The sequence below is a fragment of the Micromonospora sp. NBC_00858 genome (assembly GCF_045207365.1).
GTDB lineage: Bacteria > Actinomycetota > Actinomycetes > Mycobacteriales > Micromonosporaceae > Micromonospora.
The window spans coordinates 6,415,831-6,438,547 of sequence record NZ_CP108828.1 but is presented as its reverse complement, the minus strand read 5'-3'; the positions used below and the strand labels follow the sequence as shown (position 1 = coordinate 6,438,547).

The window sequence follows — 22,717 nt, the reverse complement described above, 5'->3', positions numbered from 1 at the left end:
CAACCCTCCGTCTGCCACCGCGCGGTCCACCGGCGCCAGCCGGTGGGGTGCTCCGGAGCGCTCAATCATGCGAGCAAAGGTACCTCGCCGGCCGATCAGGCAGCAGACCGCTCGATCTCGACCCGCTCGATGACGACGTCCTGAAGCGGACGGTCGCTCGGGCCGGTCGGGGTGTTCGCGATCGAGTCGACGACCTTCACCGACTCCTCGTCGGCGACCTGGCCGAAGATGGTGTGCCGGTTGTTGAGGTGCGGCGTCGGGGACACGGTGATGAAGAACTGCGAACCGTTGGTGCCCGGTCCGGCGTTCGCCATCGCCAGCAGGTACGGCCGGTCGAAGCGCAGCTCCGGGTGGAACTCGTCGGCAAACTTGTAGCCCGGTCCACCCCGGCCGGTGCCGGTCGGGTCGCCCATCTGGACCATGAAACCGCTGATCACCCGGTGCGAGATGGTCCCGTCGTAGTACGGACCGCTGCCCGGCTGACCGGTGCGCGGGTCGGTGTACTCCCGGTTGCCCTCGGCCAGGTCGATGAAGTTGCGGACCGTCTTCGGAGCGTGGTTCGGGAAGAGCTCCAGCCGGATCGGGCCAGCGTTGGTGTGCAAGGTGGCGTAGACAGCCTCGGCCACGGGTACTCCTCACTCGTTGGTCAGTTCCATGCGGATCCTCCCATGTGCCCGATCTGGCATCGCGGAGGCATCCGAAGGTGGAGGATGACGAAGGAACAACTCCCAGGAGGTAGGACCGTGTTTGGAATCGGGCGGCGTAAGTCCCAGGGGCAGCTGGCCAAGGCCGAGCTGAACCAGAGCATCGGCCACCTGGTGCAGGCAGCCAACCACGCCGCTAGGGGTGCCGGCGCGACGGTCGGACCGCGCGTCCAGGTGGCCCGGGGCTACGTCGGGCCGGCCGCGGCGAAGGTGCGCGACCGTGCGTCGACCGGCTGGGGGACCACACTCACCACGCTGGCACCGCTGGCCGCGGCGGCCCGTGACGGCGCCGCGCAGGCAGGGCCGATGACCAGGAAGGCCAGGTCGAAGAACATGCGGATTACCGGCAAGAAGAAGCAGCCGCGCCGTCGCGGCTCGATGATGACCGGCCTGCTGGCAGCGGGTGCCATCGCCGGCCTGGCCGGCGCGGTCGCCCTGCGCCGCCGTCGGGAGCAGCAGGAGTGGGCCGAGTACGACCCGGCCCGCACCCTGGAGCCGATGCGCGACGAGGTGGGCTCGATTGAGGTGCAGACCCCGTCGGCCGGCACCAAGGGGACCGACGGTTCCACCATGGCCGGGATGACCGGCGCCGGCAGTTCGGCCGTGGCCGGCAGCGACAGCGCCAGCAGCACCGGGGCGGCCAAGCCGGGCAGCGTCCGGCCGACCGACAAGGTCCCCGCCGTCGCCGAGGGCGCCAAGGACGTCTCCGGGCGCCCGGCCGACGACCTCACCAAGGCGCTGGGCAAGGACACCGCCCGCACCAACGGGCGCCGCTGACCGCAACGGTCACGGAAAAGCGCCGGCGAGGCGGGGAGCACCCCGCACCGCCGGCGCTTCCGCGTCCGGGGGTGATCCGGCGCCGCCGGGCCGGCGGTCAGAGCCAGCCGTTGCGGCGGAACCAGCGGTAGAGGGCCAGGGAGACGCCGAGCATCAGGGCGAGTACGACGGGATAGCCGTACGTCATCTTCAGCTCGGGCATGTTGTCGAAGTTCATCCCGTATATCCCGGCGATGGCGGTCCACACCGCGGCGATGCCGGCCCAGGCGGCGATCTTGCGCATGTCGTTGTTCTGGTCGACGGTGACCTGCGCCAGTCGCGCCTGCAGGATCGAGTTCAGCAGGTCGTCATACGAGTTGACCTGCTCGACCGTGCGGCTCAGGTGATCCTGCACGTCCCGGAAGTAGCGCCGGATCTCCTTGGGCACGTCCCGGTTGACCTGGGACGTCAGGGTCATCAGCGGCCGCTGCAGCGGGCCCACCGCCCGCTTGAACTCCACCAGTTCGCGCTTCATCTGGTAGATCCGCTGGATCCGGCCCCTGCCGTTGCGGTCGAAGACCTCGGCCTCCAGCACGTCCAGGTCGTCCTCGAGCTGGTCGGCGACCTCCAGGTAGAGGTCGACCACCCGGTCGGTCACCCCGTACGCCACCGCCCACGGGCCGTGGAGCAGCAACTCCTGCTTGGTCTCCAGGTCGGCACGGACCGGGGAGAGCCGGCAGGCGTCCCCATGCCGGACGCTGATCAGGAAGTGCGGGCCGATGAAGAGCATCACCTGGCCGGTCTCCACGACCTCGGAGTTCTCGGTCAGCTCAGCGTGCTCGCAGTATCGGGCGGTGCGCAGCACCAGGAAGCTGACGTCGCCGAACCGCTCCAGCTTGGGACGCTGCTCGGCCTTCACCGCGTCCTCGACGGCAAGCTCGTGCAGACCGTAGGTCTCCGCGATGGCGGTCATCTCGGACAGCTCGGGCTGGTGCAGCCCGATCCAGACGAAGCCGTGCTCCTCGCGGCGCGCCGCGGCCAGGGCATCCGCGTACGTCCAGTCGCCGGGTTGCCGCTTGCCGTCGATGTAGAGCGCGCAGTCGACCACGCCGCTACGACCGCTGCCGGTGGGGCTGGGCACGGGCGGCGAGCCGTCGGCGTTGAGGATCCGGGTCATCGCCCGGACCGGAGACGGCCACGCCCGGGGTCGCAGCACCCGGCCGGTGTTCAACGGCGCTCGGCCCCGCTCTTCCCGATCCGTCATCGCGTCACCTCCCCGCGCTCAGCTGCGGCTTGCAGGCTACGCCGGTTGCCGCGGAGAGCACGGGTGACGGCGGTCGCATGGGGGGTGGCGCCGGGCGGGCCGGGCCGCATCGGGGGGTGCGGGGACGACACGGCCCACCCGGCGCCGGTGGGGGCGGGGGTTGTGCTGCACGCGTCATCCGGGTCAGCGGGGGTGGCCAGCAACGGGCGGTGATCTCCGCTACACCTGAGTGACGCTCGCAGCATTGTGAGCCGCCGGCCGCCCGGACGGGAGTCCCGGAACGGCCGGCATCGTCGTTTTGTCGGGAATCCGACAGAAATCAGCTGCGGACGGCCTCTACGGCCGCCGCCAGCCGGCGGACACCCTCGTCGATCCGATCGGCGGTCACCGCCGAGAAGGCCAGCCGCAGGGCGTGCTGCCCACCGTCCAACACGAAGTCGCTGCCCTTGACCACGGCGACCCCGCGCTCGGCCGCCGCCGGGGCGAGCCGGTCGACCAGCACGTCCTCCGGGAACTCCACCCAGAGGAAGTAGCCGCCGTCGGGCTCCACGAACCGAGCCTGCGGCAGGTGCCGGCGCAGCGACTCGGCGAGCACCTGGGCTCTCTCACCCAGCGCCGCCCGGACGGTCTCGATCGAGCGGTCGATCTCACCGGAGACACAGAATTGGTGCACGATCGCCTGGGACACCATGCCGGGCGAGATGTAGAGGCTGGTCGCGTTCTTGGCGATGTCCGCGATCAGGTCCGACGAGCCGACCAGGTACCCGACCCGCACGCCCGGGCAGACCGTCTTGGTGAAACTCGACGCGTGCACCACCACGTTGCGGGTGTCCAGCGAGAGCATCGACGGCAGCGCCTCGCCACGGAACCGGATGTCCGCGTACGGGTCGTCCTCGAAGATGATGAACCCGTACTCGGCGGCCAGGTCGAGCAACTCCCGACGCTTCTCCAGGGAGAGCGTCACGCCGGCAGGGTTCTGGTAGTTCGGGATGATGTGCGCGAGCCGGGGCCGAACCCCGGACTCCAGCAGCTTGCGCAGCTCAGCGGTGTCCAGGCCGTCCGGCTGGACCGGGACGGCGTGCAGCTCACTGCCCATCCGCTGGAGGTTGAGCAGCGTCCGGTCGTACGTCGGGCGCTCCACCACGACCGCGTCGCCGGGGCGAACCAGGTGGTCGAAGAGGAACGCGTCGGCCTGGAGCGACCCGTTGGTGACCAGCACCTGGTCGGCCGCGACCCCGTGCTTCTCGGCGATCCACTTCCGCAGTGGTACATAGCCGACGGAGGTGCCGTAGGCCGTAATCCCGGCTGGGTCGGCGTCGAAGGCGCGGACGGCGGCGGCCTTGAGCCCCTCGACATCGACGATGTCCAGCGAGGGAGCCCCACGGGCGAAGGAGATCAGCTGCTCGGCGGTCATGGATGTTGAGCGTACGGGCGGCGACGGGGGGCGCGCGGACGGCACGGCGATGTCCGCATCCTGAGCCACCGGGTCGGGTGACCCGACTCCACCGGACGGCGACAGATCAGACCGGAAGGGCGAGCGAGTCGTGCTGCGCCGCCCGGGAAAGTCCCTCCAGCTGCACGCCGAGCGCGTCGAGGAGCTGACTCCAGTCGAAGTAGGACCGCCAGGCGACGATCCGCCCCCGGCGGGCCCGAACCACGTCGGCCACCTCCCAGCTCACCATGCGCCCGGTGGGTGCGACGGTGCCGAACGGCGTGTGCAGCGTGCCGGTCTGGGTGCCGGTCAGGCGCAGCTCAATAGCCGCGCCCCCGCCGGTGCGCACCGCGCCCAGCGGGTCGACCCGCAGGTCCGGGAAGGCGCCGGTCCAGGTCCGCAGCAACGCGGGCAGCTCGATCGGGCGGACCGTGACACCCGGCATGGCGTAGAACGCCTCCGGGGCATAGAGATCCGGCAGCCGGGCAACGTCCCGCCGCAGGAGCATGGCGTACTGCTGCTCGACCAGGAACTCCGCGTCGCGCATCAGGCCCTCCCCCACGGGCCACGGCGTCTCCGCGCCCGCAAGGGATCCCTACCCGTCGATCGGACCGGGCACACCTGCGCGCCGGAATCCGGCATGCCCAGTCAGGTCGTGGCGACCACCGTGCTTTCCGCCCAGACCCGCATGATGTCCCGGACGGAGATCACGCCGGCCACCTCGCGGCCGTCCAACACCACCAGGTGCCGGAACCCGCCCCGGGCCATCGCGGCGGCCGCCTCGGCTACCGTCCACTCCGGCCCGGCGTAGACGACGTCCCAGGTCAGATGGGCGCCGGTGCGTTCCACGTCGCAGTCCAGGCCGGCGCCGATGGCCTTCAACACGTCGCGTTCGGTCATGATCCCGATCCCCTCGGAGTCCGGATCGATCACGACCGCCGACCCGATACCGCGGGCCGACATCATCCGCGCCGCCTGGCGGAGCGTGTGCTCCGGACCGACGACGAGGACCTGGCTGGACATCGCTTCCCGTACCTGCATCACGCATCACCCCTTTGGGACGGTGGCATCCGGTACCGACATGGTGGTCCGTGGATGTTCCCTGGACAAGACCGGGCATCGTCGCGACGCCGGAACGCTCGCTACTGTCGAACGGTGTCCACCGACCCCCTGCGCTGCGCCGGCGCGCTGATCGTCGACCATGACGGCCGCATCTTCTTTCAGCGCCGATCGCCGCACCGACGCCTCTTTCCCAACTGTTGGGACATCGTCGGTGGCCATCTCGAACCGGGCGAGGAGATCGACGAGGCGCTCCGCCGGGAGATCACCGAGGAGACCGGCTGGATCCTGTCGCACGTTCTCGGTCAGGTGGGTGAGTACCACTACGTCGGCGACGACGGCCTGGCCCGGATCGAATACGACTTCCTGGTCCGGGTCGACGGCGACCTCGACCACCCGACGCTGGAGGCTGGCAAGCACACCGAGTACCGCTGGCTGGCCGAGCACGAGGTGACCGTGCTGGACGAGAACCGCGACGTCAACGACGGGCTGATCCGGCGGATCGCGGAGGAGGGCTTCGCCGTCCTGCGGTCGATCGGTCTGTGAACACCGTCGACCTGGCGCCGCACCGGTTCGCCGGGCTGCTCGCCCCGGCCGTGGACCGGGTCTTCCGCGCCGGCATGCTGGCCGGCCGCGACGGTGGCGGCGCCGAGCTGAGCCAGCGGTACGGCGGAGTGGCGGCGACCGGCTTCCTGGTCGACCTGCGCACCCGGCTGGCCGCACCCGGTGGCACGGTCGACGGGCCGGGGTTCGCGGCGATCACCCGGTACCACGACCCGGTCACCTGCCAGCGGACCGTGGACAAACAGGTGGCGCACGGGATGCTCCACCGCGGCCCGGACGGCGCGCTCTCCGCCACCGAGCGGGGTACGGCCTTCCTCACCGAGCTGTACCAGGTCCACGCCGAGGTCACCGAGGAGCTGTGGGCTGGGCACGACGAGCGGGTGCCACGGCTGGTGGCGGCGCTCGGCCGGCTGCTGTCGTACGCCCTGGTGCTGGCCGACGAGGAGGGGGACCGGGGCGGGTCGGCCTTCGCCGCGATGGCGCCCCCGTACGAGCCGGACGGCACCCCGTCAGGCGTGCTGCTGCTCAACCGGCTCGGCACGCTGCGATACCACCGGGCCGACGCGCACGCCGCCGCCTGGGCTGCCGCCGGGCACACCGCGTCGAGCATCGCCGCCCTGCCGAGCGGCCCCGAGCGGCTCGCCATCGAGCTGGAGACCGACCGACGGGCGGCCGGCCCGTACGCCGCGCTCGGTGCGGAGGAGCGGCTGACCATGCTCGCCGACCTGGCGGCGTTCCCCGGCTGACCCGGTTGGCCGGAGCGGCGCGACCACCCGGGGCTATCCTCCACCGGTGACGGGGAGCAGGACGAGGGAGGATGTCGGGATGATCGGGATGGTGCTCGCAGCCGGGGCCGGGCGCCGGCTGCGCCCGTACACCGACACGCTGCCCAAGGCGTTGGTGCCGGTGGACGGCGAGACGACGATCCTGGACATCGCGCTGGGCAACCTGGCCGAGGTCGGGCTCACCGACATCGTGATCGTGGTCGGCTACGCGGCGGACGCGGTCCGCGAGCGGCAGGCCGACCTGGAGAAGCGGTACGGGGTCACGCTCACCCTGGTCCACAACGACAAGGCCGAGGAGTGGAACAACGCCTACTCGCTCTGGCTGGCCCGGGAGTACTTCGCTCGCGGGGTGCTGCTGGTCAACGGGGACACCGTGCACCCGGTGAGCGTGGAGAAGACCCTGCTCGCCGAGCGCGGGCCCGGCATCCTGCTCGCGGTGGACACCCTCAAGCCGCTGGCCGAGGAGGAGATGAAGACCATCTTCGACGCCGCCGGCCAGCTCACCCGGATCACCAAGATCATGGACCCGGGCGAGGCGTACGGGGAGTACATCGGTGCCACGCTGATCGAGCCGCAGGTCGCCGACGCGCTCGCCGACGCGCTGGAGACCACCTGGCGGCGCGACCCGAACCTCTACTACGAGGACGGCTACCAGGAGTTCGCCGACCGGGGCGGGGAGGTGCGGGCGGCGCCGATCGGCGACGTCCCCTGGGTGGAGGTCGACAACCACGCCGACCTGGCCCGCGCGCGGGAGATCGCGTGCCGCTACTAGCCCGCACGGTCAACACTCCGCTGCTGATCGAGGTCCGGCGGGGTGCGGTGGCGGACCTGGGGCCGCTGTTGGCCGACCGGAGGATCTCCGCTGGCGGCGACGTGGCGGTGGTGGTCGGTCCCGGTCAGGGCGAGAAGATCGTCGAGTTGTGCCGGCCCAGCCTCGGGTCGGCCGACGTCTTCACCGTCGTCGGCGGCACCATCGACGCCGCGAACGAGCTCGGTGACCGGCTCCGGGCCCGCTCGTACGACGCGGTGATCGGCATCGGCGGTGGGAAGACCATCGACACCGCCAAGTACGCCGCCACCCGGTACGGCATGCCGATGGTGACCGTGGCGACCAGCCTGGCCAACGACGGCATCGCCTCGCCCACCGCCTCACTCGATCATGAGGGCGGCAAGGGTTCCTACGGGGTGCACATCCCGATCGCGGTGATCGTCGACCTGGACTTCGTGGAGAACGGCCCGGACAGTCAGACCCAGGCGGGGATCGGCGACGCGGTCAGCAACGTGAGCGCCTGCGCGGACTGGGAGTTGGCGCACGAGGTCCGCGGCGAGCCGATCGACGGCCTCGCCATTACGCTGGCGCGGACCGGTGCCGAGGCGTTGATCAACCACCCCGGCAAGATCACGGACGACGCGTTCCTCACCACGCTGGCGGAGGCGTTGATCCTCGGCGGGATCGCCAGTTCGGTGTGCGGGTCGACCCGCCCGGCCAGCGGCGGCGACCACGAGATCTCCCACGCCATCGACCGGCTCTATCCCGGCACCGGCTCGCACGGCGAGCAGGTCGGGCTCGGCGCGCTCTTCTGCACCTTCCTCCGCGGGGACCCGGAGCGGTTCGGTCAACTAGCCCGTTGCCTGCACCGGCACGGCCTGGCCACCGTTCCCGGCGATCTGGGGCTCACCGACGACCAGTTCATCGAGGCGGTGCAGTTCGCTCCGCGTACCCGACCGGATCGGTACACCATCCTCGAACACCTGGCGCTGTCGCCTACCGAGACGCGGGAGCGGCTGGCAGACTACGCCGGTGCAATCCGCAACCAGCTTGGCTGACCCCCGTCCCACCGTCGCCGACTTCCACCGGGTGAACCGGGGCGGCGGCCTGTTCAGTGAGTCGATCAGCCAGTGGTTGGGGGCCGTCTTCGCGCTGGTCGCCCAGCGACTCGGGCTGCGCCCGACCGCGCTGACCCTCACCAACCTGGTGCTCGGGCTGGCCACCTCGGTCACCGTGGTGGCGCTTGCCGGTCCGGTCGCCGACGGCGACGTACCAGCCTGGGTGGTCGGCCTGCTCGCCCTGGTCGGCTGGCAGGTGGCGTACGCGCTGGACTGCGCGGACGGGCAACTGGCCCGGGTGACCGGCCAGGGCAGCGCAGCCGGCGCCCGGATCGACGTGCTCTGCGACGTGGCCGCGCAGATCGCCCTGGTGGCCGCGCTCGCCGCCACCGCGGTGGCGCAGGAGCCGTCGACCCCCACCTGGCTGGTGGCGACCTTCGCCGGGACCTGGATGGTCAACCTGGTCACCTCGGTGATGCAGTCCGGCCCGAACGCGGCCAGCATGGTCACCTCGACCTCGCTGCCGGTCCGCCTGGTGAAGCTGGTCCGCGACTACGGTGCGGTGATCTTCGTGGCCGCCCTGGTGCTGGCCGTGGCCCCCGCGCTGGTCCTCTGGGTGATCATCGCGTTCACCATCGTGAACGGCGGCTTCCTGCTCGCCAGCATCGCCTTCTCCGCCCGCGCCTCCCTGCGCTGACCCCCACCCACACCCCCCGCACGCCGCACGCCGCCATGGCGCGAGCGCCTCGGCAAGATCGTGCTCGATCCAGGAAATAGGGGCATTCGGCCGCTCCGAGGCCACTCTTCCCATGATTGAGCGCGATCTTGCCGTGCCCGGCAACGGGCGGCGGGCGGGCGGCGGGTCGGGGTCAGGGGCGGTGCGCGGTGCGGGCCATGCCCGCGTAGATGTCGATGAGCTGCTTGGTGACCACGTCGGGGTGGAAGGTCCGCTCGTAGCGGGCTCGGGCGGCCGGGGCTAGCCCGGCGGCACCTGCCCTGGCCACCGGGAGAGCGGCGGCCAGCGCGGCCGCCTCCGGGGCCACCACCCAGCCGGCATCGCCCAGGCCGATCCCGGCCGGCATCGGCGACCCGCCGCCCCCGGCGACGGCGGACGCGATCTCGGCCGGCCCGGTGCCGGAGGGCTCGTGCGGGGCATCCGCCCCGACCAGGTACGGAATGCCGCCCAACGCGGTGCCGAGCACCGGCCGACCGCTGGCGAACGCCTCGATGATCACGGTCGGCAGCACGTCGTGCCACATCGAGGCGGCGATCACCACCGCGCTCGCCTCGACCGCCGCCCGTACCCCAGCCCGGTCGAGCTGACCCAGGTAGACCACGTCGGGTCGCTCGGCGGCGGCTGCCTCCACCAGCGGGCGCAGCTCGCCGTCCCCGGCCACCCGCAGGGTGCCCAGTGCGCCCACCGGGTGCCGACGCCAGGCATCCAACAGCAGGTCGACGCCCTTCTCGGGGCTCAGCCGAGCCATGTAGAGGAAGCCGTCGCCGAGTGGCGCCGGCCGACCCGGGTCCGGCACGGCGTTCGGCTTCACCACGATCCGCTCGTCCGGAATGCCGTATTCGCGCAGGTGGTCGGCGATCGCCGTGGTGAGCGCGATGTACCGGTCCACCGACCGCCAGGTGCCCCGGTGCACGGCCAGGGTGGTCGCCATCAGCGCGCTCTGCGCCGCCGAGTCGCGGTAGCAGCGGTGCTTGATCGCCGGTACGCCCAACGCCCGGCCCTTGCAGTCCTGGCAGATCACGCCGTCCCGGAAATAGATCCCCGAGGAGCAGACCTGCCGGTAGTTGTGCACCGTCTGCACCACCGGCACGCCGTGCCGGTGCGCGGTCCGCACCACCCAGGGCGAGAGCAGGGGGTACGGGTTGTGCAGGTGCAGCGCGTCCGGCCGGTGCTCGGTGAGCAGCCGACTCAGGTCGTGCTGGGCTCGCGGAGCCCAGATCGGCGAGATCGGCAGCAGCGCCTTGGCCGCCTTCGACATCGACGGGATCTCGTCCGAGCTGCGGATGAACGGCAGCACCTCGACGCCGGCAGCGGTGAGCTGAGCGATCTCCGAGTCGACGATGGTGTTCTCGCCGGAGGGCTGGGCTTCCCGGTACCGGTTGTGCGCCACCACGATTCTCACAGAGCTCGCCTTTCGTTCGCAGTCATGCCGGCTCCTGCTCGCGACTGCGGGGCTCGCAAGCTCACTCCTCGCGCTCGTGGCAGGGACTCGCAAGCTCATTCCTCGCGCTCACCGGAAAGAAGGCTACCGTTGTGTCGTGCCCGAACTACCGGAGGTTGAGGCGCTCGCGGGTTACCTGCGGCAGCGCGCGGTGGGGCGGCGTGTCGACCGGCTGGAGATCGCCGCGATCAGCGCCCTGAAGACGTACGACCCGGCACCGGCCGCGGTCGCCGGTCGGGCGGTGGTCGACGCCCGCCGGCACGGCAAGTTCCTCGACGTGCTGTTCGAGGGCGACCTGCACCTGTTGGTCCACCTGGCCAGGGCAGGCTGGCTGCACTACCGGGAGGCGTTCCCGGCCACCACCCCGCTGCGCCCAGGCAAGGGGCCGATCGCGGTGCGGGTCCGCCTCGACGACGGCTCCGGGTTCGACCTCACCGAGGCCGGCACGCAGAAGAAGCTTGCCGCGTACCTGGTCACCGACCCGGCGGCGGTGCCCGGGGTGGCCAAGCTGGGCCCGGACGCGCTCGCCGCGGACCTGCCCACCTTCGCCGAGCGGCTGCGCAGCCGGCGTGGGCAGGTCAAGGGGGTGCTGACCGACCAGTCGGTGCTGTCCGGGGTCGGCAACGCGTACTCCGACGAGATCCTGCACGCGGCGAAGCTGTCCCCGTTCGCGATCACCGACCGGCTCACCGACGACCAGCTCGCCACCCTGCACGCGGCCACCCGGCAGGTGCTCGGTGACGCGGTCGAGCGCTCCCTCGGCCAGCGGGCCGCGGAGCTGAAGGGCGAGAAGCGCTCCGGGCTGAAGGTGCACGCCCGCACCGGGCTGCCGTGCCCGGTGTGCGGGGACACCGTGCGGGAGGTGTCGTTCGCCGACTCCAGCCTCCAGTACTGCCCGACCTGCCAGACCGGCGGCAAGCCGCTCGCTGACCGACGGTTGTCTCGACTCGTACGGTGAGTAATTCCACTCGCCGACTACGGAGCGGAATCAGCCCGACTGAGCCGAAGCTCCGGTCCACCGTTCTCGCCACACGCGCATCCATCGGTATAGTGGCCCGGTCCCCGGCTTCTGAAATGGTGCGGAGCCGGCCAGATCCCGCCGGCACCATCGGTCGCCAATCTCCTACGGGGCAGCGACCGGTCGGAGCCCGCGTGGGAGACTGGGACGGTGGGCGACCCGGGCCCTCACTGCGAGTGAGCGGCACGTGTCATGCGGGAGGACATGGGTGAGGTGACGGCAAGCCTCCAGCGCCCGGTAACCAACGAAGGCCGGAGCAGACTCGTGCGGCACGTCGACAGCTTCGAGATCCAGCCGCCGACGCCGCCGTCGCACAACGGTGTCCCGCGGTCGGCATGGGCCAGAGCGCGACGCCGTGTCTCCCGCTGGCACCGCCCCTACACGGCGATCCTCCTGCTGCTCGACTTCGCCTCAGCGGCGTTCGCCAGCTGGATCGCGATCCAGCTCTTCGACCAGGCCGCCTCCGGTTTCAGCGGCACCCAGCAGGACCCGACCTGGTTCCACACCGTCTCCTACCTGCTGCTCCCGCTCGGCTGGGTGGTCACCCTCTGGAGCAACCGGGCGTACGACCGGCGCTATCTGGGGCTCGGGCCCGACGAGTTCAAGCGGGTGATCCGGGCCGGGGTCACCGTCGCGGCCAGCGTCTCCTTCCTCGCCTTCGCCACCAAGACCTCGCTGTCCCGGTGGACGGTCGGCACGGCCCTGCTCGGGGCGCTGCTGCTCATCCTGTGGGGCCGGTTCGTGGCCCGCTGGGCGCTGCACTACATCCGCCGACGCGCCGGGCAGGCCGCGCACCGGATGGTGCTGGTCGGCACCCTGCCGGAGTGCCTGGAGGTCTACGCGGCGGTCACCCGCAGCCCGGCCGCCGGGCTGGTGCCGGTCGCCATCCACATCACCGACGGCTACGCGGCGGCCCGGGGGATGCCGACCCCGGTGCCGGTGCACGCCGGCCGGGACGTCCTGGCCCTGGTCCGGGAGGTCGGCGGGGACACCATCGCGGTCTGCGGGTCGGCCAGCGCCGAGCCGGGCGAGCTGCGTCGACTGGCCTGGCAGCTGGAGGGCTCCGGGGTCGACCTGGTGGTCGCCCCACAGCTGACCGACATCGCCGGCCCCCGGGTGCACATCCGGCCGATCGAGGGCCTGCCCCTGCTGTACGTCGAGGAACCGACCCTCTCCGGGCCGGCGCTGCTGGCCAAGAACCTGATGGACCGGGTCGCCGCCGGCCTCGGCCTGCTGCTGCTGGTCCCGCTCTTCCTGGCCGTCGCCCTGGCGATCCGGATCTCCGACCCCGGGCCGGTCTTCTTCCGCCAACCCCGGGTGGGCCACGAGGGACGCACGTTCCGGGTGTGGAAGTTCCGGACCATGTACGTCGACGCCGAGGATCGGCTGGCCAGCCTGGTCGACCGGAACGAGACCGACGGCATGATGTTCAAGATGAAGCAGGACCCGCGGGTCTTCCCGGTGGGCCGCTTCCTGCGGGCCTCGTCGCTGGACGAGCTGCCGCAGCTGATCAACGTGCTCTGGGGTGAGATGTCGCTGGTCGGGCCCCGCCCGTTGCCGGCCGACGATGGCGACTTCCTGGGCGACGTGCGCCGCCGACTGCTGGTCCGCCCCGGCATGACCGGCCTGTGGCAGGTCTCCGGCCGCTCCGACCTGTCCTGGGACGAGGCCGTCCGGCTGGACCTCTACTACGTCGACAACTGGTCGCTGGCGTACGACCTGAGCATCCTGTGGCGCACCGTCGGAGTGGTGCTCGCCCGCAAGGGCGCGTACTAGGGGTTGGCGAGCCGGGCCGGAGGGGCCAGGATCGCTGCGTGGGTGGCAACCTTTCCGCCGTCGTCGGCGTCGTCTCGCTGGTCACCGCGCTGACCGCGGCGCTGTTGGCCGTACTGCGGCTGCGCGCTCGCCGGGGCATCGCCACCGCCACCCAGCGGGCCACCTACGAGGTGCTGCACACCGCCGGGCTGGCGGCCGAGCCACTGCGGGTGGGGCTGAGCGCGGCGGGCGCGGCGAAGGCCGTACGCCATCTGCGTGCTCTGGTGGGCGCGGCCGGGCTGGCGCTCACCGACGCCGACGAGGTGCTCGCCCTCGACGGGCGCGGCGCGCACCACGGCGAGCAACTGCTCACGGCGGCCCGGCGGGTGATGGACACCGGGCGCTCGACGGTGCTCGGTGAGCACGAGCTGAGCTGCGACCGGGTCGACTGCCCGGTCCGGGGGGCCGTCGTCGCGCCGCTGCACGGCGCGGACGGCCGGGTGGTGGGCGCGCTGGTGGCCATCGCCGACAGTCCGCCGGCGCCCGGGCTGGTGCAGGCCACCCTGGAGACCGCGCACTGGGCCGGCAACCAGCTCGCCCTGGCCGAGCTGGACTCGTCGCGGGAGCGGCTGGCGCGGGCCGAGATCCGGGCGCTGCGGGCGCAGATCAGCCCGCACTTCATCTACAACGCGCTGACCGCGATCGGCTCGTTCGTCCGAACCGACCCGGAGCGGGCCCGGGAGCTGATCCTGGAGTTCGCGGAGTTCACCCGGTACTCGTTCCGGGCGCACGGGGAGTTCACCACGCTGGCCGAGGAGCTGCGGTCGATCGACCGCTACCTGACCATCGAGCGGGCCCGGTTCGGCGACCGGTTGCAGGTGCGGCTGCAGATCGCCCCGGAGGTGCTGCCGGTGACGCTGCCGTTCCTCTGCCTGCAACCACTGGTGGAGAACGCGGTCCGGCACGGGTTGTCCCGCAAGCCGGGCACGGGCATGGTGAGCATCGAGGCCCGGGACGCGGGCGCCGAATGCCACATCACCGTGGAGGACGACGGGGTGGGAATGGATCCGACCACGCTGACCGCCGGCATCGCCGAGCTGGCCCGCAGCACCGGCGACCCGGGCGACGACCCGGGCCAGCACGTCGGCCTCTCCAACGTCGACGAGCGAATGCGGTCGGTGTTCGGGGACCGGTTCGGCCTGGTCGTGGAGACCGGCTTGGGCTCGGGCACCAAGGTGAGCATGCGGGTGCCGAAGTTCCACCCCGGCGTACGGGCCGGATCGTGAGCGAGCGACCCGGGTCGGCTGTGGTGAACGCGTCCGGATTTCTCCGCGTACTGGCGGTGGACGACGAGCCGCCGGCGCTCGACGAGCTGGCATACCACCTGCGGGCTGACCCCCGGGTCGCCCGCCTGCACACCGCCGGGGACGCCACCGAGGCGCTGCGGCTGCTCCGCGACGGTGACGTGGACGTGGTCTTCCTGGACATCCGGATGCCCGGGCTGGACGGCATGGAGCTGGCCCGGGTGCTGCGCCGGTTCGCCCGGCCACCGGCGATCGTGTTCGTCACCGCGTACGACGACGGCGCGGTGGATGCCTTCGACCTGGGGGCCACCGACTACGTGCGCAAACCGGTCCGTGCCGAGCGGCTGGCCGAGTCGCTGCGCCGGGTGATCGGCTCACGGGTGGTGCCGTCGCATCCGGCGGCGCTGGCCCGGGCGGAGGAGGACCCGACCATCCCGATCGAGTTGGCCGGCACCACCCGGATGCTGCCCCGCTCGGCGGTGCGGTGGGTGGAGGCGCAGGGGGACTACGCCCGGTTGCACACCGCGGAGGGGTCGCACCTGGTGCGGGTCTCGCTGGCCACGCTGGCGGAGCGCTGGGCCGACGCCGGTTTCGTCCGGGTGCACCGGTCGTATCTGGTGCAGTTGAAGTTGATCGCGGAGCTGCGGCTGGTCAACTCCGGATATGTGGTGGTGATCGACTCGACCGAGCTGCCGGTGAGTCGCCGGCACACCCGGGAGTTGAAGGACAAGCTGGTCAGGGCCGCGAAGCAGGACTGGAGTCGCTGATCCGGGAATGGGACGGCCTCTCTCGTACGTTGTACGCTAGTCCGTACGACTTCCGGGAGGCCGCCGTGACCGAGACTCCGTTCGACGCCGAGACCGAGTTCGACCGCCAACTCGACCGACTGGTTGAGCTGGGCTACCCCGCCCTCGCCGAACTGCCCGAGGCCGCCTTCCGCGACCTGGTCGCACCGCTGCGGGCCAAGGCGGTCGAGGGCGCCGCCGGCCTGCCCGCGCCCACCGACGCCCGGGTGCCGTTCCTGCTGGTCACCACACGGGACCTGGTCGGGGTGGAGGCCCGGCTGGAGCTCACCACCCTGGCCGGAAAGCGCAAGCCCGGCATTCTCGACCGGCACTACGCCGAGGACGACCTGCCGCGCTTCGACCCGATCAAGGAGTTGGAGGTGCCGGCCGGGCCCGCGTACCTGCTCTTCGACGTCGACCGGGGCGAGGAGTTCCGCAACCTGCCGCCCGCCACGGCCCTGGAGGGAATGACCGCCCAGGGTCGGCTGCCGCTCACCATCGACGAAGGGCTCGCCTTCATCACGCTGCACCCGGCCTCGCTGGCCAGCAACAGGTGCTTCTCGCTGGTCGGCTCCCGGTGCGGCGACAAGCGGGTGCCGGCGCTCTGGATCAGCCAGGGCGCGCCGAAGCTCGGCTGGTGCTGGTACGGCAACCCGCACACCTGGCTCGGCTCCGCCTCGGCCCGGCCGGAGCGCATCGGCCTGGAGTGACCGCCAGGGTGCGCCGAGTCCATGGAGGATGGCCGTCCGGTCCGTAGCCATCGCTGGCGGCCAGGCATGAAGCCGAGTTACCCGGTCAGAAGATGTCGGCCAGCGGAAGGGCGAGGGGAAATGGCTGCTCGGTGCGGTAGACCTCGCCGAGGAGAACCGCCTGCTCGCGGTAACCGCCCGAGCCGTTGACCAGCACGGTCAAGGTCTGCTTGCGGGGTTCCACCAGCCAGTAGAGGGGAATGCCGGCCGCGGCGTACTCGTGCCGTTTGAGCACCAGGTCACGGCCGGCATTGCTCGGCGAGATCACCTCGACGACAAGGAGCACGAGCAGGCTCCCGTCGAAGATCTCGTAGACCTGGTCGTCCTCGGGAAGATCCTGGAGGTCGTCCACCGTCCAGGCGTCACCCCAGCCGGGCCGCGCAGGGTTCGTCACCGTCACACCTCCTCTCTACCGGCCCACCCTGACAGCTCGGTCGGTCGTCCACAACGAACCTCGGGTGTTCGCGGAGGCCGGCCGGCATGTCCACCGAGTTATCCACAGGCGTGACCCGTTCTCCACAGGTTGTTCACAACGCCACCCACCGATCTCCACGCCGGCTCCCTACAGTCAGGGCCTATGAGGCAACGCCGGGTACTGGTGGTCGAGGACGAACGAACCATCGCCGAGTCGGTCGCCGCCCGACTCCGCGCCGAGGGCTTCGCGGTGGAGATCGCGGCGGACGGCCCCAGCGCGGTCGAGCAGTTCCGCACCGGACAGCCGGATCTCGTCGTCCTCGACGTGATGCTGCCCGGCTTCGACGGCCTGGAGGTGTGCCGGCGGATCCAGGCCGTCCGGCCGGTGCCGGTGCTGATGCTCACCGCCCGGGACGACGAGACCGATCTGCTGGTGGGGCTCGCGGTCGGTGCGGACGACTACCTCACCAAGCCGTTCTCGATGCGGGAGCTGGCCGCTCGGGTGCACGTTTTGCTGCGCCGGGTGGAACGGGCCGCCGCGCCCGCACCACCCGCCATCCACCTCGGCGACATTGAGATCAACGAGGCCGAGCGGCGGGTCCGTCGGGCCGGCGCGGACGTACACCTCACGCCGACCGAGTTCGACCTGCTGGTCCACCTCGCCGGGCGGCCCCGCACCGTCCTCCCCCGGGAGCGGCTGCTCGCCGACGTCTGGGGGTGGGCCGAGGGGAGCGGCACCCGCACGGTGGACAGCCACGTCAAGGCGCTACGCCGGAAGCTGGGCGCCGACCTCATCCGCACCGTGCACGGAGTCGGCTACGCACTGGAGGTGTCGTCCTGAGCGCCGTCCTGCTCGCTCGCCTGGACCGGGTGCTGGAACTGCTGCCCCGCCCGCTGGATCCGGTGCGCTCGATCAAGCTGAAACTGGGCGTGCTGCTGGTCGCCTCCGGCGCGGCCGGGCTGGCGTACTTCTCGTACGGCATCGGTTGGCCGCCGCCGGTGACCTCGGCGACCGCCATCGCCGTCGCCCTGCTCACCTCGCAGGTGCTCGCCCACGGGATGACCTCGCCGCTGCGGGAGATGACGGCGGCGGCCGGCGCGATGGCCCGCGGTGACTACACCCGCCGCGTACGCGCCACCTCCCGGGACGAGGTCGGCGAGCTGGCTCAGGCGTTCAACAAGATGGCCGAGGACCTGCACGCCTCGGACCAGCGCCGACGGGAGCTGATCGCGAACGTCTCGCACGAGTTGCGTACGCCGATCACCGCGTTGCAGGGCGTGCTGGAGAACATGGTGGACGGGGTGGCCGCACCCGAACCCGCGGCGCTGCGCTCGGCCCTGTCCCAGACCGAGCGACTCGGACACCTCGTCGCCGACCTGCTCGACCTGTCACGCCTCGATGCCGGGGTGGTCCCGCTGCGGCGGGTCCGCATCGACGTGGGGGACTTCCTCGACGAGGCGGTGGAGCACGCCACCGCGAGCGCTTGCGGCGCGGGGCTGGACGTGCGCTTCCGGCTCCGCGAGCTGGCGGTGCCGCTGACCGTGCACGCCGACCCGTGGCGGCTGCACCAGGTGTTCGCGAACCTGCTCGACAACGCGGCGCGGCACAGCCCGCCCGGCGGCACAGTGCGGGTGAGCGCAGAGGAACACGCCGGCCAGCTTCGCTTCGAGGTGAGCGACGAGGGCCAGGGGATCCCACCGGCGGAGCGCTCCCGGGTGTTCGAACGGTTCACCCGTGGCGATCGGGCGGCCGGCGGCGGGACCGGACTCGGCCTGGCGATCGCCCGGTGGGTCGTTGAACTGCACGGCGGCCGGATCCGGGTCCTCGATCCCACCGAACAGACCGGAGGCACCCAGCCCGGCTGTCGCATCCAGGTCACCATCCCCAGCGACGGGCCATACCGAGAAGAGGCCGCATGACCAGCCCTGGCAGCACCCACGTCCCGGCCGGCGACCCGCGACCTCCCGTTCCGGGCAGGCCCGGCCAGCCCTGGTTCGGCCCCGGCCCGGCGCTCCCGCCAGCGGCCGGCCGGCCCCAACCCTGGCCCGCACCGCCGGTCACGCCCCGGCCACCCTCGCTGCTCGAACGTCGTTGGCCGGGGCCGTCCGGCGCCGCCCGCCCGGTGGTCCTGGCCGCGCTGACGGCGGCCGCGGCGATCGGTGCCTCGACGCTGTCGGTGGTTCGCCCCGGCGTCGGCTGGCTGGTGGCCGCGCTGGCCGCCACCGTCGCCCTCGTCACCGCCAGCGTCATCCGACCCAGGACGTCGCTGCGGGCGGAAATACCGCGACAGACCAGCTCCGGCGATTCGGCGGCGCGGGCCACGACCGCCGCACCCGACGCGGCCACGACCACCCCGGTCACCGCCACCACGCCACCAGCACCACCCACGACCCCCGCACCACCCACGACCGCTCCGCCCACGGCCCCCGGCCCGACCGCGACCCTCACGCCGGCCCCGACACCCGCAGCGCCGTCCACCACCGCCGAGTCGCCGACGGCACCCGCCACCGTGACCGCAGCGCCGCCCACCACCTCCGGGCCGACCACGACAGCCGCACCACCGACCACCACAGCGCCGCCCACCACCGCCGAGTCGCCGACGGCACCCGCCACCGTGACCGCAGCGCCGCCTACCACCTCCGGGCCGACCACGACATCCGCACCATCGACCACCGCAGCGCCGCCCACGATCTCCGGATCGGTCACGACAGCTGCGGCGGCGGTCGCCCGTCCCGGTGCCACGGGGGCACCGGGGCGGGTGGCGGGGGCCGTCTGGGCCGCCGCGACCGTCGCACTGGTCGCGGTCGGCTCGGTCCGGGCCGCCGGCTGGCTCTTCGCGCTCTGCCTGATCGCCGCCGCAGTCACCGCGACGCTCGCGGTGACCGGCGGGCGAAGCCCGTTCGGGATGCTGGTGGCCGCGACGCTGCCGCCCGCCGCCACGGTACGGGCGCTCCCCTGGGCGGTACGCGGGCTGCGCCGCACCCGCCCGGCCGGCCCCGGGGTCGGACGCCTCCTGACCAGCCTCGCGGTCTCGGCCGGGCTCCTGACACTGTTCGGTCTGCTCTTTTCCTCCGCCGACGCGGTCTTCGCCGACCTGGTCGCGGGTCTGCTGCCGGACATCGCACTGGGCGGTGGCGTCGGCTGGCTGGCCCGTCTGCTGCTGATCGGCCTGGGCCTGCTCGGCGGCGCGTACCTGGTCAGCCGCCCACCCAACCTGGAAGGGCTGCGGGCGGCACCGACCCGACCGGCGCACCGGCTGGAGTGGACCCTGCCACTGGTGCTGCTCGACGCCCTCTTCGCCGCCTTCGTGTCGGTCCAGCTGACGGTGTTCTTCGGCGGCGCGGGGCACGTGCTGCGTACGGCCGGGCTCACCTACGCCCAGTACGCCCGCGGTGGGTTCTGGCAACTGCTCGCCGTCACCGCGCTCACCCTGCTGGTGATCGCGATCGCCGCCCGGCGGGCACCACAGTCCACGAGGGCCGACCGGCTGTTGGTCCGCGTGCTGCTCGGCACGCTTGCCGCGCTCAGTCTGGTCGTCGTCGCCTCCGCGCTCTACCGGATGCAGGTCTACGCCGACGCGTACGGTGCCACCCGGCTGCGGCTCGTCGTGGCGACCGTCGAACTCTGGCTCGGGCTGCTCTTCGTCCTGGTCGGGGTGGCCGTGGTGCGGATGCGAGCCGACTGGCTGCCCCGGCTGGTGATCGGCACGGCGGTGCTGGCTCTGCTCGGGCTGGCGGTGGTCAACCCGGACCGGCTGATCGCCGACCGGAACGTCGACCGGTACCTGGAGACCGGCCGGTTGGACGTCGGTTACCTCTCCCGGCTCTCGGCCGACGCCGTACCGGCACTGGACCGGCTGCCCGAACCGATGCGGTCGTGCGCGCTGCGGGAGATCGCCGCCGAGTTGCCCCGGGACGGCCTCTGGGCCGCGAACCTCGGCCGGGAACGGGCCCGGCGGGAGCTCGGCCCGACCCCGGCGACCGCCAGCGTGACCGACTGTCCCGATCTACGGCGCTGGTGACCGCGACCGCTTGACAATCGCGCAGGGCGGGCGAGACTGCCGGGGTGGCCAAGCAACTTCCTGACGTCAGGTCGGGCGGTGCGGTACCGCCGCCCCGGCGGACCCGGATCGTGCTGGCCGACATCACCCGGCAGGACACTCGTGCCGAGCGGACCCGCGCCGAGCTGGCTCAGCAGACCCAGGTCGGCGAGGCGTTGGTCCGCGGCCTGGTCCGGGCCCAGCTCGCGCTGGCGCTGCGGCTCTCGCTGGTGGTGGCGATCGGGCTCGGCGGGCTGCCCTGGCTGTTCGCCATCGCACCGTCGCTCGGCCGGACCACCGTCGCCGGCGTCAACCTGCCCTGGCTGCTGCTCGGTGTGGCCTCCTTCCCGTTCCTGATCGGCGTGGGCTGGGCGTACGTGCGGCTGGCCGAACGCAACGAACAGGACTTCACCGACCTGGTGCAGCGGCCGGAGCGCTGAGGTGGCCAACGACTACGTGGTCCCGGCCATCGTCGCGGTCACCCTGGTCACCGTCGGGATCGGCTTCTACGGGCTACGGCTGGCCCGGACGACCTCCGATTTCCTGGTCGCTTCCCGGGCGATCAGCCCGACCTGGAACGCCGCCGCCATCGGCGGGGAGTACCTGTCGGCGGCGAGCTTCCTCGGCATCGCCGGCCTGGTCCTCAAGTACGGCGTGGACGTGCTCTGGTATCCGGTCGGGTTCGCCGCCGGCTACCTGGCCCTGCTGCTCTTCGTGGCCGCGCCGTTGCGCCGTTCCGGCGCGTTCACCCTGCCCGACTTCTGCGAGCTGCGGCTGGGCTCCCGCCGGCTGCGCATCCTGGCCACGGCCTTCGTGATCTTCATCGGCTGGCTCTACCTGGTGCCGCAGTTGCAGGGCGCCGGGCTCACCCTGGCCACGGTGGCCGGCTCCCCGTACCCACTCGGTGCCCTGCTGGTGGCCGGCGTGGTCACCGCGAACGTGGCACTTGGTGGGATGCGGGCGATCACCTTCGTCCAGGCGTTCCAGTACTGGCTCAAGCTGACCGCGCTCGCCGTACCGGTGATCTTCCTGGCGTTGCAGTGGCAGGCCGACGGCCGGCCCGCGGTGACCCCGCCCGACGGGCCGACGTTCCGGGCCGCGACCACCGTCGTGGTCGAGCACCGCGCGACCCTCACGCTGCCCGACGGCGAGATCCGGGAGGTACGCCCCGGCGATGAGTTGACCTTTGCTGCCGGTGATCCGCTGCCGGAGGTGTCCGGGGTGGCCACCGACGCCAACGACTGGTTGCTGCCGAGCACCGCCGGCGACGACGACCGGGGCCTGTTCGCCACGTACTCGCTGATCCTGGCCACCTTCCTGGGCACCATGGGCCTGCCGCACGTGCTGGTCCGCTTCTACACCAACCCCGACGGCGCGGCGGCACGCCGGACCACCCTGGTGGTGCTGGCCCTGGTCGGCGCTTTCTATCTGCTGCCCACCCTGTACGGGGTGCTCGGTCGCATCTACACCCCGCAGTTGCTGGTCAGTGGGCAGACCGACGCCGTGGTGGTGCTGCTGCCCGGCGCGGCCCTCGGCGACGGGCTGACCGGGCGGTTGCTCGCCGCGCTGGTCGCGGCGGGCGCGTTCGCGGCCTTCCTGTCCACCTCGTCCGGGTTGCTGACCAGCGTCGCCGGGGTGATCTCGACGGACGTGCTGGGCCGGGGCTCGGTGCGCGGCTTCCGGCTGGCCACGGTGATCGCCGGTGGTGTGCCGGCGGTGCTGGCGCTGCACGTCTCCGGGTTGGACGTGTCGCAGGTGGTCGGACTGGCCTTCGCGGTCGCCGCGTCGAGCTTCTGCCCGCTGCTGGTGCTCGGCATCTGGTGGCGCGGGCTGACCGACCTGGGCGCCGCCGCCGGGGTGCTGGTCGGCGGTGGCGCGGCGATCGGCGCGGTGCTGGTCACCGTGCTCGGCCCGCCGTTGTCCGGCTGGCCGGCCACGCTCATCGCGCAGCCGGCCGCCTGGACGGTGCCACTGGCCTTCACGGTGATGGTCGCGGTGTCGATGGCGACACGTCGACGGGCCCCCGCCGACGTCGCTGCCACCATGCTCCGCCTGCACACCCCCGAAGCCGTCCGCTTGTAAGG

The 22,717-nt window shown here is 72.1% G+C and carries 24 protein-coding genes; 16 read left to right on the top strand and 8 right to left on the bottom strand.

Going from position 1 to position 22,717, the window contains the following annotated elements:
* Positions 1 to 95 precede the first annotated feature (95 nt).
* Positions 96 to 626 (bottom strand): peptidylprolyl isomerase, encoded by a 531-nt coding sequence (locus OG990_RS30150; protein WP_007453641.1) that lies wholly within the window; start codon positions 624 to 626, stop codon positions 96 to 98.
* An 84-nt stretch (positions 627 to 710) separates the two neighbouring features.
* Between OG990_RS30150 and OG990_RS30145 the strand changes: the two genes are divergently transcribed.
* Positions 711 to 1,481: a hypothetical protein gene (locus OG990_RS30145; protein WP_406077897.1), complete on the top strand. Its 771-nt coding sequence runs from the start codon at positions 711 to 713 to the stop codon at positions 1,479 to 1,481.
* Positions 1,482 to 1,578: 97 nt separating this feature from the next.
* Here OG990_RS30145 and corA read toward each other — a convergent pair whose 3' ends face one another.
* From corA to OG990_RS30125, 4 genes are all read right to left on the bottom strand, one after another.
* Positions 1,579 to 2,724 (bottom strand): magnesium/cobalt transporter CorA, encoded by a 1,146-nt coding sequence (gene corA / locus OG990_RS30140; protein ID WP_355613792.1) that lies wholly within the window; start codon positions 2,722 to 2,724, stop codon positions 1,579 to 1,581.
* Positions 2,725 to 3,043: 319 nt separating this feature from the next.
* A complete protein-coding gene (locus tag OG990_RS30135; RefSeq protein WP_406077896.1) occupies positions 3,044 to 4,138 on the bottom strand; it encodes a PLP-dependent aminotransferase family protein in 1,095 nt (364 codons plus the stop codon).
* Between the two features lie 106 nt (positions 4,139 to 4,244).
* Positions 4,245 to 4,703 (bottom strand): ester cyclase, encoded by a 459-nt coding sequence (locus OG990_RS30130; RefSeq protein WP_328421807.1) that lies wholly within the window; start codon positions 4,701 to 4,703, stop codon positions 4,245 to 4,247.
* A 101-nt stretch (positions 4,704 to 4,804) separates the two neighbouring features.
* On the bottom strand, positions 4,805 to 5,197 hold the full coding sequence (locus tag OG990_RS30125) for a CBS domain-containing protein (protein ID WP_355613796.1): 393 nt from the start codon (positions 5,195 to 5,197) through the stop codon (positions 4,805 to 4,807).
* Positions 5,198 to 5,311: 114 nt separating this feature from the next.
* Between OG990_RS30125 and OG990_RS30120 the strand changes: the two genes are divergently transcribed.
* The 5 genes from OG990_RS30120 to OG990_RS30100 all read left to right on the top strand — a co-directional run bounded on the left by OG990_RS30120 (position 5,312) and on the right by OG990_RS30100 (position 9,088).
* The gene (locus OG990_RS30120; protein ID WP_355613797.1) at positions 5,312 to 5,761 is read left to right on the top strand and encodes an NUDIX domain-containing protein; all 450 of its coding nucleotides are present in this window, start codon (positions 5,312 to 5,314) and stop codon (positions 5,759 to 5,761) included.
* Positions 5,758 to 6,525, top strand: a complete 768-nt coding sequence (locus OG990_RS30115; RefSeq protein ID WP_406077895.1) for a hypothetical protein — start codon at positions 5,758 to 5,760, stop codon at positions 6,523 to 6,525. Before OG990_RS30120 ends, OG990_RS30115 begins: the two co-directional genes overlap by 4 nt.
* A gap of 79 nt (positions 6,526 to 6,604) precedes the next feature.
* Positions 6,605 to 7,336, top strand: a complete 732-nt coding sequence (locus OG990_RS30110) for a phosphocholine cytidylyltransferase family protein (protein WP_355613801.1) — start codon at positions 6,605 to 6,607, stop codon at positions 7,334 to 7,336.
* Positions 7,324 to 8,391, top strand: a complete 1,068-nt coding sequence (locus OG990_RS30105; protein WP_328421818.1) for an iron-containing alcohol dehydrogenase family protein — start codon at positions 7,324 to 7,326, stop codon at positions 8,389 to 8,391. Before OG990_RS30110 ends, OG990_RS30105 begins: the two co-directional genes overlap by 13 nt.
* A complete protein-coding gene (locus OG990_RS30100; RefSeq protein ID WP_386986400.1) occupies positions 8,366 to 9,088 on the top strand; it encodes a CDP-alcohol phosphatidyltransferase family protein in 723 nt (240 codons plus the stop codon). Before OG990_RS30105 ends, OG990_RS30100 begins: the two co-directional genes overlap by 26 nt.
* Positions 9,089 to 9,260: 172 nt before the next feature.
* On the opposite strand, the gene OG990_RS30095 is transcribed toward OG990_RS30100, so the two are convergent.
* Entirely contained in the window at positions 9,261 to 10,529 is a 1,269-nt protein-coding gene (locus tag OG990_RS30095) for a glycosyltransferase (RefSeq protein WP_406077894.1), read from the bottom strand.
* A gap of 136 nt (positions 10,530 to 10,665) precedes the next feature.
* Here OG990_RS30095 and OG990_RS30090 point away from each other — a divergent pair, with 136 nt between their 5' ends.
* The 5 genes from OG990_RS30090 (at position 10,666) to OG990_RS30070 (ending at position 16,140) form a co-directional block, all read left to right on the top strand.
* Positions 10,666 to 11,526, top strand: a complete 861-nt coding sequence (locus OG990_RS30090) for a DNA-formamidopyrimidine glycosylase family protein (protein WP_328421824.1) — start codon at positions 10,666 to 10,668, stop codon at positions 11,524 to 11,526.
* Between the two features lie 264 nt (positions 11,527 to 11,790).
* Positions 11,791 to 13,362: a sugar transferase gene (locus OG990_RS30085; protein ID WP_386986817.1), complete on the top strand. Its 1,572-nt coding sequence runs from the start codon at positions 11,791 to 11,793 to the stop codon at positions 13,360 to 13,362.
* A gap of 38 nt (positions 13,363 to 13,400) precedes the next feature.
* Positions 13,401 to 14,627, top strand: coding sequence for a sensor histidine kinase (locus tag OG990_RS30080; RefSeq protein WP_406077893.1), 1,227 nt, complete (start codon positions 13,401 to 13,403; stop codon positions 14,625 to 14,627).
* A 23-nt stretch (positions 14,628 to 14,650) separates the two neighbouring features.
* Positions 14,651 to 15,412 carry a LytTR family DNA-binding domain-containing protein gene (locus tag OG990_RS30075; protein ID WP_203148278.1) on the top strand — a complete coding sequence of 254 codons (762 nt, stop codon included), beginning with the start codon at positions 14,651 to 14,653 and terminating at the stop codon, positions 15,410 to 15,412.
* 65 nt (positions 15,413 to 15,477) lie between these two features.
* The gene (locus OG990_RS30070; RefSeq protein WP_406077892.1) at positions 15,478 to 16,140 is read left to right on the top strand and encodes a DUF5701 family protein; all 663 of its coding nucleotides are present in this window, start codon (positions 15,478 to 15,480) and stop codon (positions 16,138 to 16,140) included.
* 85 nt (positions 16,141 to 16,225) lie between these two features.
* Here OG990_RS30070 and OG990_RS30065 read toward each other — a convergent pair whose 3' ends face one another.
* Positions 16,226 to 16,573, bottom strand: coding sequence for a Uma2 family endonuclease (locus OG990_RS30065; RefSeq protein ID WP_406077891.1), 348 nt, complete (start codon positions 16,571 to 16,573; stop codon positions 16,226 to 16,228).
* Positions 16,574 to 16,756: 183 nt separating this feature from the next.
* On the opposite strand from OG990_RS30065, the gene OG990_RS30060 reads away from it, so the two are divergent.
* Together OG990_RS30060 and OG990_RS30055 are read left to right on the top strand one after the other, a co-directional pair.
* Positions 16,757 to 17,434: a response regulator transcription factor gene (locus tag OG990_RS30060; protein WP_355601277.1), complete on the top strand. Its 678-nt coding sequence runs from the start codon at positions 16,757 to 16,759 to the stop codon at positions 17,432 to 17,434.
* Between the two features lie 20 nt (positions 17,435 to 17,454).
* Positions 17,455 to 18,513 (top strand): ATP-binding protein, encoded by a 1,059-nt coding sequence (locus OG990_RS30055; RefSeq protein ID WP_406081944.1) that lies wholly within the window; start codon positions 17,455 to 17,457, stop codon positions 18,511 to 18,513.
* Here the strand turns inward: OG990_RS30055 and OG990_RS30050 are convergent.
* Positions 18,470 to 19,300 (bottom strand): hypothetical protein, encoded by an 831-nt coding sequence (locus OG990_RS30050; protein ID WP_406077890.1) that lies wholly within the window; start codon positions 19,298 to 19,300, stop codon positions 18,470 to 18,472. The genes OG990_RS30055 and OG990_RS30050 overlap by 44 nt on opposite strands.
* Positions 19,301 to 19,352: 52 nt before the next feature.
* Between OG990_RS30050 and OG990_RS30045 the strand changes: the two genes are divergently transcribed.
* From OG990_RS30045 to OG990_RS30035, 3 genes are read left to right on the top strand one after another with little or no spacing between them, the layout of a single operon-like run.
* Complete coding sequence (locus OG990_RS30045) at positions 19,353 to 20,615, top strand: DUF4153 domain-containing protein (protein ID WP_406077889.1); 1,263 nt, start codon at positions 19,353 to 19,355, stop codon at positions 20,613 to 20,615.
* A 44-nt stretch (positions 20,616 to 20,659) separates the two neighbouring features.
* Positions 20,660 to 21,073, top strand: a complete 414-nt coding sequence (locus OG990_RS30040; protein ID WP_328421838.1) for a hypothetical protein — start codon at positions 20,660 to 20,662, stop codon at positions 21,071 to 21,073.
* 1 nt (position 21,074) lies between these two features.
* Complete coding sequence (locus OG990_RS30035; RefSeq protein WP_406077888.1) at positions 21,075 to 22,715, top strand: cation acetate symporter; 1,641 nt, start codon at positions 21,075 to 21,077, stop codon at positions 22,713 to 22,715.
* Positions 22,716 to 22,717: the final 2 nt, after the last annotated feature.